Consider the following 17,606-nt stretch of genomic DNA (forward strand, 5'->3'; position numbering starts at 1 on the left):
TTGATATTAATAACGCTGTTGTATTTTCTCTAGGCTGCATTAGCGCACTATCATGGGGCGATAGAAGCTAATGGATTAAGTGCATCGATACTCCAAGTGACGTATACGGCATCACCTTCTTTAACAGGCTTATCGAGCCAATCATGATCCGATTGGTAAACCGATAACGCTAATCCGTCTTGAAAAGCGCCTCGAACATGAACGTAACTGCCTTGGTATTCGACAAAATCTATTGTTAATGGGTCTGGCAAGCTGGTGGCTGTAGGTGCCGTAGAGATAGAAATTTGGTCACAACGCAAAGAAATACCTGAAAGGTTTTCTTGTGAGAAAGTGTCAGGGATCGGGAAAGCTCGATCTTTCACTACCAATGCTTTTTGATCAGGGGCTAAATCACCCTCTATGATGTTATGCCCGCCAATAAATTGAGCCACAAAAGCGGTACGAGGAGTGCGGAATATCCCTTGCGGACTGTCCACTTGCTCGATGAACCCTTGGTTCATGACTACCACTTGATCAGCTAGGGCGAAGGCTTCTTCTTGGGAGTGGGTGACATGAATAAAAGTGATGCCTAACTGCTGTTGGATGCGTTTAAGCTCAGTGCGCATCTTAGTGCGTAAAAAAGGATCAAGTGCAGAGAGCGGTTCATCGAGCAGAATGACTTCCGGTTGGTTAATTAAGGCTCTCGCTAAGGCAACTCGTTGTTGTTGTCCGCCTGATAATTGGTCTGGAAACGCCTCTGCAAATTGGTCCATGTTAACCAGCTTGAGCATGTCCAGTGCACGAGCTTTTCGCTCTCCTGCGCTCACGCCGGCTATTTTTAGGCTGAACGCCACATTATCTAGGCTATTTAAATGAGGGAAAAGTGCGTAATTTTGGAACATTAATGCCGTGCCGCGCTGCCTTGGTGGCAAGTCGGTAACATTTCGGTTATTGAGCAGTATATCTCCTTCGGTAGCTGTTTCATGACCGGCTATCATGCGTAAGGTCGTGCTTTTCCCACAACCACTAGGGCCGAGTAAGCAGCAATAAGAACCTCCGTCTATTTTGAGGTTGATCTTCTTCACTGCCTCGCTGTCGCCGTATCGTTTGACGACACTGATGAGTTCGACCGTACCTTTTTTCATCTCAATACCTGTAAATTGCTAACAATTTTGTCTGTTTAATATTGCAGCGGGTGTGCCAACTGTGAACGCTGTTTATCTAAACCTATGTTTTGAATAGATATTATTTTTGAGGTGAAGTGTTTTTATAAATGTAAAACAAACGGAGCAGGTAACGTGGTTTAGCTCAATACGCACTTATTTAGAGCGAAGTGGGCAGAATTAGAGCAAAAACTTATTTATTTCTAACCCTTTTAGGGGATCAATGATTGTTTTGCTATGGGTCAATATTTTTTCTATATTGTTAGCAATTGTTGAGGATGGATTATGAGTACCAAAGCGCAAGCGGAAATTGAAAGGATCATGACCAGTATTAGCCAAGCTATTGTTGATCATCGATTGCCACCAGGGACACGGTTAGTGGAATCCAAATTAGTAGAGGCTTTACAAGCTAATCGCAACCATGTGCGAGCAGCGCTACAACGCCTAGCAGCAGAAACAAAAGTGGTATCGATTTTAGCCAATAGGGGGGCGATTGTGGCTCAGCCTTCGATCAAAGAGGCACGGGATATCTTTGAAACCCGAACGGTACTAGAGCGAGCGATTGTTAGTTTAGCTACGCGAAACTTAAGTGCCAGAAATAAGAACCGCTTACTTAAGCAAATAGAAAAGGAAAAACTCGCCATTGATGCGAAGGATCGTCAACAAATGATCCGTGAGTCAGGGCGTTTTCACATACTCTTAGCAGAAATAGCAGGCAATACGGTTTTAGGAGAGCTGTTAGACGGCCTGATCAAACGTACTTCATTGATCATCGCTTTGTATCAAGGGACACCCGATGTTCAATGTACGCTGGAGGAGCATCAAGCGTTAGCGCACGCTATTTTAGCGGGTGATGAATCGTTGGCTTTGCAGTTAAATGACGTACACATGCATACCATAGAAAGCCATTTGCTATTAAGCGAGACATCACCCAGTGTAGATTTGAAAACAGCATTATCTGTTTCGTAGGTGATTAGGCCTCACTTTTGGCGCGTGTTAGCCTATAGGGTAACTTGCTTAGTTAGTAAACTCATCTAGACTACAAAGTTCAAGGAGTGAACAACTATATGTCGGAATACCCATGTTAACCACATTGGTAGGTTTCCGTAATAGAAACCCGTTGACCTTGCGAATCCTGATTTCTATAGTGCTGGCCAGTTCAGTATTTGCAGCTGTGATAACGGGCTTTCATCTTTACGGTAAATTCCGTGAAGATATGCAAACATTGGATGTACGTTTGCGAGATGCGGAGTCTACTTTTTTACCCTCCATTGTTGATGCCGTATGGCGCGTCGATAAACCGCTTGTTGTTCTCAATTTAAACGCTATTGCTCAATTACCCTTTGTGAATTATTTAGTCATTAATTCACCTGATTTTGAATCGATTGGAGTCGGTGAAAAGTCAGACGGCCCTTTTCAAACGCTCCAGCGATATCAGCTTTCCTACCAACAGGGTGATGAAACTAGCACTGTGGGGGAGCTCATCATTCAGGTAGATCGCCATTCTATATATGAAAACATCGGCCGTGATGCCGTTATTCTGCTGTTGCTCAATGCATTTAAAACATTATGCGTTTCGCTCATCATTTTATACTTGATGGATAAAATGCTGTTTCGCTATTTACGTCGACTACGCAATACGGCGTCGGGTATTACAATGGAGCGCTTGAGTGAGCGCTTCACTTTAGGACGAGACCCTGATCTCCCTGTCGATGAACTGGACGATATTTGTCAGTCGCTCGAAAGCATGCGTATTAGAATAGAGCAGGGTGTAACAGAACTGCGTATTACTAAAGCTGAGCGCGAGCGTGTCTATCACGCGGCTAGCGAAGGCGAAACCGCGGTTATTATCTTCAACGAATACGGTGTTATCCGATTTTATAACCATCAGTTTGAGGGGCTGCTTGATAAATTAACAATCCGTTTGCCCGCGTCTTTGACGGATATGTACGTTATTGATGAAGTGCTAGATTCAATTGATACTCAACTGAGCACTCGCTCTTTGGTAAATGCCCTCATGGGTGAGAATCATGCGTGGCATAAAGAGTTATTTTTGTTACCACCTGACAGCCCGCCGTGTTGGTTTAATCTGCGCTGTGTTAGCTATCTGAATACCTACGATGATGAACAGCAATATATCTTGTCGATACGGGATGTTACTGAGCTAAAGAATGCTTATGTGCGTCAACAGGAGCTTGTAGAAAAGGATGCTCTTACTGGCTTGCCAAGTTTGGCCGTGGGGTTAGACATGTTGCAAACTAGGTTAGACACGAGTGTCGATCACAATGCACATTTAGCCGTATTCATCGTGAGTACAAATGCTTATAAAGCGGTGCAAGAGACGTTTGGGTTGCAGTATGCCGATCTTATGTTGCTGCAAATCTCTGAAATTATAGCTCACAAAGCACCGCCGGCTACGTTGTTAATGCGCTCAGGGGAGAGTGACTTTTTATGTGCTTTTGAACTAAGAAGTGCACATGCTCGTTTGGTTCTCGAATTTTTAGACCGACTAAACGAAGCGTTTAATGCCCCGCTTTATATTCACGATGAGCCAGTACACATTGATCATTACGGTGGCGTTGCTATTTCCCCCAATGATGGGATAACCAGTGAAGATCTACTCCAACACGCTATGTCTGCCCTATACAAGGCTAAAGAGGCACGCTCTGATAACCGTTTTTATTTTTACGAGCCAGCGATGAAACAAGAGTCTGTGCGGCGGCTTTACATTGCAGCTCATATCCGAAGTGGGAAATGTGCAGAGGAATTAGAGGTCTATTTTCAACCGATTCTTAAAGCAGGAAGTAACCAATTAATTGCTTGTGAGGCGCTCGCACGTTGGGATAGCCCTGTGTTAGGCGTGATACCGCCTACAGAATTTATTTTTGAAGCAGAGCGGTTGCATGCAATTTGCCAGTTAGGGGAGTCGATTTTACAACGGGCTTGTATCCAAGCGGCTAAATGGCTGCCTTTAGCATCTAAAGGCTTTTATATGAGTGTTAATATCTCGCCATTGCAAGTAGAGAACCGAGATTTTATTAAGGTAGTCAAAAATGCTTTAGCGATTGCTCAATTACCCCCCAATGCGTTAAAGCTAGAGGTAACTGAGCGCTTGTTATTAAATGATGACAGTTACGTAGAAGAAAAAATGCAAGAGCTAAAGGCGTTGGGGGTGAGAATAGCTATTGATGATTTTGGCAGTGGTTATGCTTCATTAAATTATTTATGCCAGTATCCATTTGAGCTGTTAAAGATCGATCAGAGTTTTATTAGTAAGCTCCTTGAAGACCGTAGTAGCCGCATTCTCGTTAAAATGATTATTCAAATGGCACACGATTTGGGTTTAGAAACGGTAGCCGAAGGTATAGAAGATAAGCAGGTCCAAGAGTTATTAGAAAGTATGGGGTGTGACTATCTACAAGGCTACTTGTACAGCGTACCTTTGCCCGCCGGTGACTTTGAGTCTTATCTTAATCAGCGGCTGTAATTAAGTTTTTGATCGCTATGTTTGTGTAAGCATTCTTTGTTATCCTCCCCATTTTATTTGTCATCCTATATATGGTTAACATGTTAAAGCAGTATAAATACTCGGTTATCTGGGCAGGCGTTTTGTGTTGGTTGATCATTATCGGTCTCACTTTTTGGTGGTTTGAATTTAGAATTAACCGTCAAGTAGACTCAACACAAGAGGCCGTGTTTGATAGCCGAATTTACTCACACAATGCCTTATCGCGCGGCGTGAAGTCTGACGGGACTACTGTTATCCATTACTTTGATATCAGCTGTCCGTGCACGCGCTTTAATACCCCTCATGTAAGAGATCTCATTGAAAGGTACAGCGCTCAGGGCGTTAATTTTTTGATCAGAGCGGCAGACGTACCTTCATTGAGGCAAGCTAATCGACTATTTGGCGACCAAACCGTGCGCTTAGCCCGCGAAAATGAGGCACCTGCCGCGAGTCCTAGTGCGATTGTTATTACAGGGGGAGAGGTGAATTATATAGGTCCTTATAGCCCAGAAGCGGTGTGCTCAACGGCGGCTGGAGACTTTGTTGGCTTGGTGTTAGATGATCTTTTGGCCAATAAGCCATTCAAACAGCCAACTAATTTAGCAATGGGCTGTTTTTGCGAATGGCCGAGTTCCAGTTAGTACTTTGTCAGCCTGTACGTTACTGGCAGTCCCTTACGGTAATCCACTGATCATCAGAAATACCTAAGTTACGTGCCACTTGCATGAATTGGTCGCATTGAACGAGTGAGGGTTGCTCGCTTCTAGAAAGCAACCATGCATAGTCAGTGTTTGGCCCAACCACTAACGCCATTTGATAGTCAGCATCTAATTTAGCGATGTGATAACCACCATAGAAAGGGCCAAAAAACGACACTTTCAAGCTGCCGGTGTTTTGGTCTTTTAAAAAATAGGCCTTGCCAATAGCCTCTTTCCATTCAGCTTTTTCCGAATCATATCCTCGGTTTACCACTTTGATTCCGCCATCGTCTCTAAGGGAGTAGGTGGCCGAGACGTCTGTTAAACCTTCTTCAAAAGAGTGATCTAGGCGCTTAATTTCGTACCAATGGCCTAAGTAGCGCTCGACCGCAAATGGCTGTACAGGTGTTACTCCTTCGGGTACTCCGGTACAGCCGGTAACCAAGCCTGCGATAGCGAGTAAACTAGCAAGCATTTTAGGCTTTTGTATTTTGGCGGTGTTGTAATTAGCTAAACTTAGGTACCGAACTATAGATAAACAGGTGTCTTTCATTGGCATAGTTGACGTCCTTTATATGTCTTGAATATGGTTTACTAGCCACAGAGTCTGCTCTTTGATGGCCTGTTGTTCATTAGGGGCTTTATTGCTCCAGTTCTTCACTTGCATAGCGAGTCTGGGGTTTTTAGAGAGACGTTCTTGGTGCTTGTCGACAAAATTCCAGTATAAAGTTGTGAAAGGGCATGCGTCATCCCCAGAAGATTTCTTGGGGTTATAACGGCAGTGTTTGCAATAATTGGACATTTTATTAATGTAGTTGCCGCTGGCGATATAGGGCTTTGAGCCTACAATGCCGCCATCAGCATACTGACTCATACCTAGGGTGTTTGGGACTTCTACCCAGGCTATCGCATCTACAAAAAAACCAAGATACCATTGGTGGATAGCCTTAGGATTTACCCCGTAGAGCAGTGAAAAAAGCCCGGTTACCATCAGCCTTTGTATATGATGCCCGTACCCTGTCTGCAAGACCTGTGTTATGGATTGATTCATGCAATGCATGTGTGTTTTACCTGTCCAATAAAAGTCAGGGAGCGGTTGGTTCGCCTCTAACGCATTCCAGGTTAACCAATCGGCACGGTGATACCAGTATAAGCCTCTGACATACTCCCGCCAGCCAACAATCTGACGAATAAAGCCTTCAACGGCATTAATCGGCGCATGTCCTGCCTGGTAGTGGACAAGTGCCGCTTCTACGACTTCTTGTGGATTAATCAGCTTTAAGTTAAGGCTGCTAGATAGTAAAGAGTGAAAAAGAGTTTGTTCATTCGTCCACATAGCGTCTTGGTGATCCCCAAAGCTTGCTAAACGTGTGTTGATAAAGCTGTCTAATGCCTCAAGCGCCTGCGAGCGGGTCACTGGCCAATTAAAATCTTCTAGCGTACCTGGGAGCTCTGAAAGGTGTTTCTCAATGTCTTTTTGGGCTTGTAAGGTGATCGGGTCTGGTGAGAATGTAGGAGGGGTAGGGAGGTTGCTGGGGCCGGCTTTACCAAAGCTTTTGCGGTTGTCAGCATCAAAGTTCCATTGGCCTCCTTCTGGTTTTTTGTTGTCCATTAATAGGTGTTTACGTTGTCGAAGGTGGCGATACCAATATTCCATGATTGGTTTTTTTCGTTTGCTCATCCATTGTTTAAATTCTCCCTTTTGGGCTAAAAAATGCGTATCTTCTAACCATTCAATTGAGCGACTTTCTTGTTTAGCCCAGCTATTGAGTGCGTTATAAACGCGATAGTCCCCGGGTAGTACTGCTTTTATGTTAGTGGGGGAGCAATGTTCACAGGTTTGCTGTAACGCATCGCTTAAGGAAACGATTGTATGCGGTATATCCCAGTAAATGAGGGGAATGTTGTTTTGGGTCATCTGTTGTGCAAAATGACGCATCGCACTGAAAAAGAGGAGAGTGCGTTGCTTAGACGATATGGCAAGCCCGTTATCTTGTTGCGTCGTTGAGGGTAGGGATTCTTCAATAACTTCGGCCATTAAGGCGGCATCTTGCGATGGGTCGAAACCATCCCAGAGGGAGCTATCCTCATTAAGTTGATCACCAAGCACTATGTGCAGAGTACGGATGTTGCCGGTGATGGGAGATAACGGGTCTGCCATATTAGCCTCTTTCTTCAAGCTGGTGTGTCAAGGGTGTAATTTGCAACTGATGTTGCTTGATTAGCTCGGGGTTCAATAAAAATCGGATCAGAATGAGGTATGCATCTAGATCAAAATGGGACGTGTTTGTTGGTGTAGCATTAAGCCGATTGTGCATAGTTGATTCGTCCTCAACTCTGCCTAGATAAATCCATTGATCAATAAGGTGGTAATGAGTGGTGGCTGAGTCTGACGCTGTGTTTTTGTCATGTTTGGGCGCTGCAGGCTCTGTCACTAAAATGGCTGACGCCCAAGGCCACATCAGGTTCTTGATTGAACTAAGAGACATATCAACGCGTAAATTGTAATGTTCAGCAGACTCTTGGTGTACGCAGGCCCCTTTGCATCGGCGAATTTGATGTGCAAAGCAGGCTCCTGATGCTTTTTTTTCTAACCCACTGAGCCGATGGCACAGCTGGTTGGCTTCCGCTAGGTATCTTAGAGTGCTTTCCGCTTTTTTCTTGCTACGGAATAAACCAAAGCGTTGGGTTATTTCGCTTACGTTGCTGGTATCTGCAAGTACTATCTGCAGTTGTAAGTAACCCGAGATATCTGTTGTTTTTTCAAGTTGATAGAGCTTGCGCGTTTTGGTTTGGCGGCGGTTATAAGCTGGCATCAGCGTTTTTATTTCTGTGTTTTCAAGCAATTGAGCACCAAAGTCGGTTGGTGTCTCGGTATAGTCAATATGAGTAATCAGCTGGCTTATTTTTAGGTCTTTGGCGTTGCTGTGATCACTACTAAAATGATTTAAAACACGGTCTCTAATCGAAATCGATTTACCGACGTATAGTAATTGGCCGTTCTCACTGTAAAATCGGTAAACTCCTGGTCGGCAAGGCAGTTTTTGTATTTCACCGGCCGGTAGATGGCTTGGTAGGCTACTGTTTGCTCTCAGGCTTTTGCAAATTGCCTCAATCTCTTCAGGTTCACAGGTTTGGCTAAAGTGTTGGAATAGATGAAGAATCGCTTCTGTATCTCCCATTGCTCGGTGGCGTGCAGACATTGGAATTGATAAGCGTTCGATAATGGCATCTAAACCATGACGCTTAAATTGCGGGTTGAGACGGCGGCTCAACTTAACAGAGCACAAGGGCTTAGTTGTATACTCGATCCCCACTCGCTTGAACTCGTTTTTTAAGAAGCCGTAATCAAAACGCGCGTTGTGAGCCACTAATACTTTACCTTCAAGTTTATCTATTAACTCGTCAGCAATGGTCTCGAAAGAGGGCTTACCTGCCAGCATCGAGTTAGAAATGCCTGTTAGCTTGGTTATCCAGGGTGGAATCGAGATTCCGGGGTTGATAAGTTGTTCCCAACGTTCGGTAATAACGCCGTCGGTAATGACTATTAATGCTATCTCGGTAATGCGATCTACGGTGGCTTTTCCGCCGGTAGTCTCACAGTCAAGCAGCACCATTTTTTTTGGAAAACCATGTAGTGTTGTCAAAGGTAGAAGTATCCACTCGTTTTATTTAATTCAGTACGCTTTTTAAACGGCATTGGATCTAGAAATGAACCTGAGGCGTAAACATATTTAGAACACCGTGGAGTAAAACTATGTCTTTCATCGAGATCTCGCTTGGGTCGAGCGTTTCTGAGCCTATTATCTTGTCTGCCCACACTAAGGTCAGGCAAGTAATGTTTGTAACCATGGCTTTTATGGCCTTTTCCCCCTCGGTTTCATGGTCACAAGATCTCCCGATATCGAAAACCGCAGAATGCTCAGAAGCGTTAGACTTTACATACAAAGCACTTGGTGAGGACCGCAAGGTTCATTTATGTGATGCATACCAAGGTAAACTTGTATTGGTTGTTAACACCGCTAGCAAATGCGCATTTACACCCCAATATGATGGTTTAGAGGCTTTATATTCTACGTATAAAGAGAAAGGACTGGTTGTATTGGGCTTCCCTTCTAATGATTTTGCCGGACAAGAGCCGGGGACTGAGCAGCAAATACAGAATTTTTGTCGGCTTACTTATGGTGTTAACTTTCCTATGTTTGAAAAAGTTCGTGTTACACAGAATGAAGCCTCGCCTATTTATGAATGGCTTGCTCAAAAAACGGGAGAGTATCCAGGCTGGAATTTCCATAAATACCTCATCTCGCCCAGTGGTGAGGTGATAGCCAGCTTTAAAAGCCATATTAAACCCGAGGATACCCGTATCGTTACTTTAATTGAACAACATTTACCGGCGCAATAATGCAATCTTCACACAGTGACAAGCATCCCGTATCTCGTACTCGTTCGGGAAAAAAAGTACCCTCAAGCCGTTTTTCTCGTTTGGTGAGTCTAGGAGGGTTAGCGAGCCGCTTAGCCGGAAATATAGCAGTAGAAGGCAGTAAAAAAGTGGCTCAAGGACACCGCCCTCGCATTAATGAATTGCTATTAACTCCCAATAATGTGAAGAAAGTAGCGGATAAATTAGCCACTATGCGTGGTGCTGCTATGAAAGTAGGGCAGTTGATATCTATGGACGCAGGAACGATGCTTCCGCCCGAGCTATCAGCTGTATTTGACCGTTTGCGGTCAGACGGGGAAGTCATGCCAGCCACTCAGTTAATTTCTGTATTAGAGAAAAACTGGGGGGCAGATTGGCAGTCTCGTTTTACTCAATTTTCGTTTAAGCCGATTGCCGCGGCATCTATAGGTCAGGTGCATTCAGCTGTTTGCCAAGACGGGCGTCACATAGCGTTAAAAATCCAGTACCCAGGCGTGCGCGAAAGCATTGATAGTGATATTGCTAATGTAGTTATGTTGCTGCGTATTAGTGGGTTTATCCCAAAATCATTAGATATAGAACCGCTCATAACAGAGGCAAAAGAACAGCTAAAAGCCGAGTCAGACTATTGGGTGGAGGGTGAGCATTTAGAAAGTGTTAGGCACAAATTAGAAAGTTACCCTAGACGAGATGAGCTAATCACACCGTTATACTATCCGGATCAATCATCACGTGACATTCTAGCGATGTCTTTTGAGTCTGGTGAACCATTAGAGCAGTCGCTTACCAATGCCCCCCAACGACATCAAATAATGGAGCTGATATTCGATTTGTTTTTTACCGAGCTATTTGATTTTGGCTTGGTACAGACGGATCCTAATTTGGCGAATTACTTGTATCAGCCAGACACGCAAAAGTTGGTTCTTTTAGATTTTGGTGCTGTACGCTCCTATACACCAGACTTTGTACGTGATTATTGGAGTGCGATCGAAGCGGCTGTTGAAGAAGACGAGGAACAACTGGCTGCGGCGCTTGGAAAACTGGGGTTTTTCAATACCAGCGCCGCTGTCGCCAACAAACCGATTATTTTGGCTATCTTTATGCTAGCGGTTGAGCCTTTGCGATGTGAAGGGATGTATAGCTTTGGATCCTCCAACATTGCTTTGCGGATACACGAGTTAGGAATGAGCATTAGTAAAGACCCTGACGCATGGCACACGCCACCGCCAGATGTGTTATTTCTGCATCGTAAGATGGCTGGCCTTTACTTGATGGCGGCACGTTTAGACACCCAAGTAGATGTGCGAAGTATATTCCTTAAAACTCAGCGGCAAATGAATTTGTGAGTCTGATTAATCCTTATAATCTGTAGGACCATTGTTTTACATAAAGCGGTGCAGAGGATTCACATGTTGGAAAACTTTAGGGAAAACCTAAACGTCGTCGTTGTGGGCGCAACCGGTGGGATTGGTAATGCTATGGTTAGGGCATTACTTGAGACTCCACGAGTTGGCCATGTCTATACGTTCTCTCGTTCCCCAATATCTGAAGATCTTAAACAATGTTCGCAGATAACGGACATTGGCATTGATATTACGAATGAGCAATCTGTTGCCGCTGCGGCTCAACGGTTAGATGGTAAATTAGTAGATATTGTTATCGTAGCAACTGGGCTATTGCATGCACAAAACTTAGCTCCAGAGAAAAGTATCAAATCCTTAACAGCAGAGTCGTTTCAAGCTGTTTTCATGTCGAATACATTGGGACCGATGTTGGTTGCTAAACATTTTCTTCCTCTACTGAGAAGAAACCAAAAATCTGTGTTTAGTGCTTTGTCCGCGCGTGTTTCAAGCATATCTGATAATCGCCTAGGAGGCTGGTATAGCTACCGAGCCAGCAAAACGGCATTAAATATGATGTTGAAATCTTTAGCTATTGAATGCCAGCGGACACACCCGCAAGCTATTGTCGTTGGGCTGCATCCCGGGACGGTAGACACACCGCTATCAAAACCTTTTCAAAAACAGGTCAAACCAGATCAACTGTTTTTGCCCCATAACGCTGCTGAGTCATTACTTCAGGTGATTGACGGTCTCACATTAGAGGACAGTGGTAACCTTTTCGCGTGGGACGCAAAACAAATTTCTCCTTAATAGTTTGCAAAAGCTGCCGATCTATATGTAAATGCTTCTCTTTACTACTTTTAGTGCTTAGGATTGCTGAAGGTTCTTCTGTACTAATTTGTAGTGCTTCTAGTACTTTCGGGTTGGTTTATTTAGTAGTTTAGGAGGTAGAATTAAAGTATACATTATTGATATGTAAGTTTTTTTGTTTACAAACTTTTTGAATGTATATATTTTGTTGTTGTGCGCTTCAAACGCTTGTTTTAATCTAGGTGATGCAATTTAGGCCGCTACGATAGTCGGCACTATAAAAGCCAGAAAGCTTGTTGACGTTACTGGGCTTTAAGCCTCTGTATAACCAAACTGATGGATGCCGATGTGAATTTTTGCGCAATATTACCACCGATTTTCGCCTCAAAAATGGCGTTGACTCATATGCTTGTTAAAAAGGGGTGTAGGTTTGTGCTTAAATTGTGTAACCCGCACTTTGGGGAGAGAAGGCTAAAGGTGATCGGGTCATGACCAAGATCCCGTTTACTAAATACTCATCTTGTGGAAATAACTTTGTCGTTGTTGACATGACAGAGACGGCTTGGCTAAGTGAAGCGGCGATGTCCGAGTTTGCTTATCAAGCCACGAATATGAGCTTTGGGGTAGGCTGCGATAACCTACTAGTGTTGCAAAAAGCAACGTCCCAAACATTATCAGATATCAATGATTACCGCCGTTATTGGCGTCTTCCTCCCGATCTTTCTAGTGAAACTTACATTTTTAGAATGTTCGAGCCTGACGGCCAAGAGGCGTTATGTTGCGGTAATGGTTTAATGTGTATTGCTCAGTATCTTTATCAGCAATATGGTTTATCGCAAGTCCCTATTATCACAGAAGTTCCGTTTTTAACCCCTAAGCTCATTTCAATTGGAACCCAATCCGATACCGCTCACAGCTGGGCAGAAATGGGCTTCCCGCGTAAATTGCCTCCTGTGTTAGTCACTCCAGGTTTTACTCAAAATGAAGTGTCAGTGATTGAGTCGTTTCGCGTTTCAGAGCTGGACATTAATGGATGTAGTTTGCTCGGTGAAAATGCAACTTTGTCTTTCGTCTGCTATTTAAGCTTTACCGGGGAGCCACATTTGGTGATTTTCCCGGATGTGTGCTTTGAAGATCCAGCGATAGCATCGGCTATTTTCAAAAACAATACACGCATAGGGGACCTCGAAAATGATCCAGGATCTCAGCTGGTTCATGCAATAGGTCATGCCATTAATCGTGCCTATCATTCTTTTTTTCCATACGGTATTAGTGTTAATTTTACTCGTATCAAGTCCCAAAAGATTATCGAAAACCGTTGTTTTGAACGAGGCATATACCGGGAAACACTGGCGTGTGGTACGGGGGCTATGGCTGCTGCCTTTACTGTTCAGCAACTCTTTTCTCCTGAGGAAAAAGTGATCACAGTGCTTCCTCATCGTTGCCGTTGGCATGATGATGAGGCGGTGATAAAAGTACAAGAGTTAGAATCAGGCTGGCGTATTCAGTCAAACCCTATATTATTGTTTGAAGGGGTTTACCACATGAAACGGTCTTTAATGCGGCAAGCGGATAAACAACATGTGGCGAATAAGGAAGCTTCAACGCTTGGTGTTACGAAAAAATTAGCGCAAGGACACGCTAAATCTTTAGCCAAGGCCGGCACTCAGTGTTTGTTGGCATGAGGTTAGCTTTGTTGCTTAAGTCGCTATTGGTAATGTATACCAGCATATTGTACAAAAAAACTGTGAGAGGGCTCGGAGTGGCTTCAGCGAGTCGAGGCCACCATGACCTTGGCTGACAGCAATACATTAGAGTCAGAAAAAAAATCTACTTCAGGGGAGTTGGCTTGCTCACATTCGTTGGAAAGTTATCTTCAACGTATTCGGGAGGCTTTACCTACTGTTGATCGTACACTTCGTGATCATGGCGATAAAACAATTGCTCAGTATCTAGAAACTCAAAATGTATTTTCTGCTACTAGCTTTCAACCGCGTGATGATTTAGCAGAAGTTGTCTACAATTATGCCAAGCCATTATTAGGTGAAGAAGTCGCTAGGGAAGCGGCGTCTGAGCTTTTAGCTAACCCTGTTGTACTAACGGCTAACCACCACGGGGTCGATTACTTTGCCCAATCAGTACAAGGTACATTGATTTTTAGTTTGCGGAAAATTAATGGTAAACAAGCCAAAACAGTCCCAGTGTTTGCTTGTGGGAATGTGCCCTTAGATAACCTAACGTACCCTAGAGGGGTGCTTCTCTATCCTCCTTCAATCTCCTTAAATCAAAAAGTCCCTTTTAAAGCTCCAATATATTCCAATAAATACCGACGTGAGACAGTATCTGCAGTCCGATCGATTTCGGGGGATATGTTGTTACAGTTCACTAAACGAATAGGTAAGGAGTCAAGTATCTCGAAACCAGCAGAGATAGCAGACTTGGTAATAGATGCATATTCAGTTTCTACTGGTAGCGATAGCTATTCGCAGCAAGCTACGCAAGTGAACTCTATTTTATGGTCGAAAATTATAAAGAGGACCAGAGAAAAAACAAATCTTGTTTATCTTGAACTCGAGAAAATTGCGTCTAGATTAGTTTGTTTAGATCTTGAGAACACAGAGAGCTTGCTCGTACGACTGCTTTTTTCTGAGCCTCATAGGATTGCTTTAGAGCATGCCTTAGACCAAGAAAAGTCTTGCTGGAATATAGCTGAATTATCTAAACGTTTGACTATGACAAGTGAAGGCCATTTTAAACAGTCTGGTACCTTTATGTTTTGGGGAGTCGATGAGCGGAAACGTAGAATTCCCTTATTACCGGTTGAAGAGGATGGTAAGTGCATTCTCTCGGGGCGCTCAGACTCAGGGGAGCGTTGGGATATTGAGTTAACAGTTAGTGCCATAGCTGAGGCTATTCAAAACGAGAGGTTGATTCCATCTGTTTTTACTTCTTTCTTAGTTATTACATTGGCGAGAGGTGTTACGGCGCTGGGTGGTTATTATCAAGCTGATTATCTACCTAAAATGAAGAGAGCTGTAGAGGTTGTGTTTCAAAATTGTAACGACTCTGTCGCCATACCCTCGAAAGTAGATGGTTATCTTTCAGGGATGCAGCCTGTTTTAGCAACAAACAATTTTGGTTTATATCCGACTGGGCCTGTTGAGCTCATTAATGATGGCGGAATAGATACTAATTGGATGAATAACGTTTCAGTAAAGGATGCGCACATGGGATCCTTACATGAAACACTAGAAGATGTTTTGCCTAATAGCTTCTTACCTCAGTTTAGAGATGATATAGCAGAACAGCTTTTTAAAAATTTAAGAAATGATTTAGTCATAACAGGATTATATTCAAGCACGGAAAGAAATTGCTAATTTATGGTGGTGCAATGTTATCTTTTAAAAAGTTAATAATTTTTTTAGCTGTTTTCTTGTCGGTTAATGTGTTTGCTGAACAGCTTATAGATAAAAAACAAAAAATTAATAAGCCATGGGTCTTAGGATATTTCGAAGGAGGTCCTTATTCAGATTATAAGAAAATTCTTACTGAAACGGTTACAGCAATGATGAATGATGGTTTGCTGGAACAGAAGAGAATACCTGCATTCTCTGGTGAGCAAACAGCTGAGCTTTGGACTTGGCTCGCTGAAAACTTATCTAATAGCATGATTACCTTTTCTAAAGACTTTTATTTTAGTGCAGATTGGGATGAAAAAAAGCGAGAGAAGTATCAGGTTGAAGCTACCGAATTATTGATTAATAAAGAGGTAGACCTGCTTATAGCAATGGGTACCTGGGCTGGGCAGTCTTTCGCTAACAATCAACATAATATACCAACAATAGTAATGTCTGCGAGTGATCCTATAAGCTCGAATATAGTGAGATCTATAGAAGATTCCGGATATGACCATGTGCATGCGACAATTGATCCAGAGAGATATCAGCGACAAATTACATTATTTCATGAAGTTATAGGATTTAAACGTTTGGGGATAGCATACGAAGATACAGTAGAAGGCCGAAGTTATGCCGCATTAGATATTGTCCTTCAAAAAGCCGAACAATTAAACTTCGATGTTATTCCTTGCTTTACTCTAAGTGATATTAGCGACTCAAATAAAGCTAATATGAGTGTGATTGACTGTTTTAATGAACTATCTAAGAAAACTGATGCGATTTATGTGACCGTCCAAGGAGGTGTTAATAGAGAAACACTTCCTACTTTAGTTGAAATAGTAAATAAAAATAAAATTCCTACATTTTCTCAGTCAGGTGTGGACGAGGTTAAAAAGGGAATGCTGTTAAGCTTATCACAAGCGGGTTTTAAATATGTTGGAGATTTTCAGGCCGACGTAATAAAACGCGTTATAAGTGGAGAGTCTCCACGGGAAATTTCGCAGCTTTTCGAAGAACCACCTAGAATGGCTGTTAATATAAAATCAGCTGAAATTATTGGGTTCAACCCCCCGTTAATACTGCTAGGCTTGGCAGATGAAATTTTTCATACTATTGAAGGTAGTAGGTAATAAAATGAGGCTTTCAATAGTGAGAACCGCTTTTTTTATTATATTTTCATTTGTTTCTGTAGGTTTTTCTGTTCAGTCTCAGGCTGCTGATAATGAGCAAAAGAAAAGAGTTGCATATTATCAAGGTGGAGACTATATCGATTACTATAAAACACTAAGATCCATCGCTGTATCTTTTCATGACCTAGGTGTTTTCACGATTAGTAAAGGTATGGAGATACCTGATTTTCAAAGTGGTGATGCAAAGCTTTTATGGCAATGGCTATCAGAGAATACCGATAGTGATCAAATAGAGTTTGTGGCAGATGCTTTTTATTCTTCTGGATGGAGCCAAGAGCAGCGTGTTAACCAGCGTCAAGTTTTCCTTAATAGGCTAAATAAAAAATCGGATATCGATCTTGTTTTTGCATTAGGATCATGGGCAGGTTTAGATTTAGCAAATGAGGAGCATAGCACCCCTATTATGGTGATGTCTTCCAGTGACCCAATTAGTGCTGGCATTATAAAACAACAAGATGATTCGGGATTTGATCATGTACATGTTTTTATAAGTCCTGATCGGTATTTAAATCAAGTTAGGATATTTCATAATTTAATTGGTTTTAAGAGATTAGGTATAGCTTACGAAAATACTAAAGTAGGTCGGAGTTATGCTGCAGTCGATACCATTTACTCTATTGCCAAAGATAAAGGCTTTACAGTCATACCCTGCTATACAAAAAGCGATATTCCTAGCGAGGAAGCTGCTTCTGAGTCTATAGTAAGCTGTTTTAATTATTTAGCTGATAAAGTAGATAGCTTTTATGTTACAGAGCAAGGAGGTTTAGATCTAAAAACTCATGAAAAAATCATTGCTATTGCGAATAAATATAAAATTCCTGCATTTTCTCAGTATGGACAGGATGAAGTTAAATTCGGCTATATGTTAAGTGCTTCTCGATCTTACGGATTGATAAAGGAGGGGCGTTTTCTAGCAAATGTTGCTATTGAAATATTGAAAGGGAAAAAGCCAGGAGAGATTAATCAGGTTTTTAATGATCACCCCGATATATATTTGAATATGAAAACGGCTGAGTTGATAGGTTTTCACTTGAATGCGTATTTGTTGGCTGCCGCTGATAAATTATATTGGCGTATAGAGAATCAGGAATAAA

Annotated in this window: 14 protein-coding genes; 10 read left to right on the forward strand and 4 right to left on the reverse strand. The window is 42.6% G+C overall.

Annotated elements, in window-relative coordinates:
* Positions 1-50: 50 nt before the first annotated feature.
* Positions 51-1,124, reverse strand: coding sequence for an ABC transporter ATP-binding protein (locus BS617_RS04520; protein ID WP_075171705.1), 1,074 nt, complete (start codon positions 1,122-1,124; stop codon positions 51-53).
* A 303-nt stretch (positions 1,125-1,427) separates the two neighbouring features.
* On the opposite strand from BS617_RS04520, the gene BS617_RS04525 reads away from it, so the two are divergent.
* The 3 genes from BS617_RS04525 to BS617_RS04535 all read left to right on the forward strand — a co-directional run bounded on the left by BS617_RS04525 (position 1,428) and on the right by BS617_RS04535 (position 5,291).
* Positions 1,428-2,111: a GntR family transcriptional regulator gene (locus BS617_RS04525; RefSeq protein WP_075171706.1), complete on the forward strand. Its 684-nt coding sequence runs from the start codon at positions 1,428-1,430 to the stop codon at positions 2,109-2,111.
* Between the two features lie 112 nt (positions 2,112-2,223).
* A complete protein-coding gene (locus tag BS617_RS04530; protein WP_075171707.1) occupies positions 2,224-4,629 on the forward strand; it encodes a bifunctional diguanylate cyclase/phosphodiesterase in 2,406 nt (801 codons plus the stop codon).
* Between the two features lie 80 nt (positions 4,630-4,709).
* A complete protein-coding gene (locus tag BS617_RS04535; protein ID WP_075171708.1) occupies positions 4,710-5,291 on the forward strand; it encodes a DUF6436 domain-containing protein in 582 nt (193 codons plus the stop codon).
* Positions 5,292-5,310: 19 nt separating this feature from the next.
* Here the strand turns inward: BS617_RS04535 and BS617_RS04540 are convergent, their stop codons facing one another.
* The 3 genes from BS617_RS04540 to BS617_RS04550 are packed head-to-tail and all read right to left on the reverse strand — an operon-like array spanning position 5,311 to position 8,995.
* Positions 5,311-5,907 carry a lipocalin family protein gene (locus BS617_RS04540; RefSeq protein ID WP_346424301.1) on the reverse strand — a complete coding sequence of 199 codons (597 nt, stop codon included), beginning with the start codon at positions 5,905-5,907 and terminating at the stop codon, positions 5,311-5,313.
* Between the two features lie 12 nt (positions 5,908-5,919).
* Positions 5,920-7,509: a cryptochrome/photolyase family protein gene (locus BS617_RS04545; protein WP_075171709.1), complete on the reverse strand. Its 1,590-nt coding sequence runs from the start codon at positions 7,507-7,509 to the stop codon at positions 5,920-5,922.
* 1 nt (position 7,510) lies between these two features.
* Positions 7,511-8,995, reverse strand: a complete 1,485-nt coding sequence (locus tag BS617_RS04550; protein ID WP_139303130.1) for an exonuclease domain-containing protein — start codon at positions 8,993-8,995, stop codon at positions 7,511-7,513.
* Between the two features lie 110 nt (positions 8,996-9,105).
* Between BS617_RS04550 and BS617_RS04555 the strand changes: the two genes are divergently transcribed.
* From BS617_RS04555 to BS617_RS04585, 7 genes are all read left to right on the forward strand, one after another.
* Positions 9,106-9,753 (forward strand): glutathione peroxidase, encoded by a 648-nt coding sequence (locus BS617_RS04555; protein ID WP_249263573.1) that lies wholly within the window; start codon positions 9,106-9,108, stop codon positions 9,751-9,753.
* Entirely contained in the window at positions 9,753-11,117 is a 1,365-nt protein-coding gene (locus tag BS617_RS04560) for an ABC1 kinase family protein (RefSeq protein ID WP_075171711.1), read from the forward strand. The genes BS617_RS04555 and BS617_RS04560 overlap by 1 nt, the downstream gene beginning before the upstream one ends.
* 63 nt (positions 11,118-11,180) lie before the next feature.
* The gene (locus BS617_RS04565) at positions 11,181-11,924 is read left to right on the forward strand and encodes an SDR family NAD(P)-dependent oxidoreductase (protein WP_075171712.1); all 744 of its coding nucleotides are present in this window, start codon (positions 11,181-11,183) and stop codon (positions 11,922-11,924) included.
* A 488-nt stretch (positions 11,925-12,412) separates the two neighbouring features.
* Positions 12,413-13,609 (forward strand): diaminopimelate epimerase, encoded by a 1,197-nt coding sequence (locus BS617_RS04570; RefSeq protein ID WP_075171713.1) that lies wholly within the window; start codon positions 12,413-12,415, stop codon positions 13,607-13,609.
* 102 nt (positions 13,610-13,711) lie between these two features.
* Positions 13,712-15,301: a hypothetical protein gene (locus tag BS617_RS04575; RefSeq protein WP_075171714.1), complete on the forward strand. Its 1,590-nt coding sequence runs from the start codon at positions 13,712-13,714 to the stop codon at positions 15,299-15,301.
* A gap of 14 nt (positions 15,302-15,315) precedes the next feature.
* Positions 15,316-16,452 carry an ABC transporter substrate-binding protein gene (locus BS617_RS04580; protein WP_075173429.1) on the forward strand — a complete coding sequence of 379 codons (1,137 nt, stop codon included), beginning with the start codon at positions 15,316-15,318 and terminating at the stop codon, positions 16,450-16,452.
* On the forward strand, positions 16,418-17,605 hold the full coding sequence (locus tag BS617_RS04585) for an ABC transporter substrate-binding protein (protein WP_075171715.1): 1,188 nt from the start codon (positions 16,418-16,420) through the stop codon (positions 17,603-17,605). The genes BS617_RS04580 and BS617_RS04585 overlap by 35 nt, the downstream gene beginning before the upstream one ends.
* Position 17,606: the final 1 nt, after the last annotated feature.

The organism is Neptunomonas phycophila (genome assembly GCF_001922575.1).
Lineage (GTDB): Bacteria > Pseudomonadota > Gammaproteobacteria > Pseudomonadales > Balneatricaceae > Neptunomonas > Neptunomonas phycophila.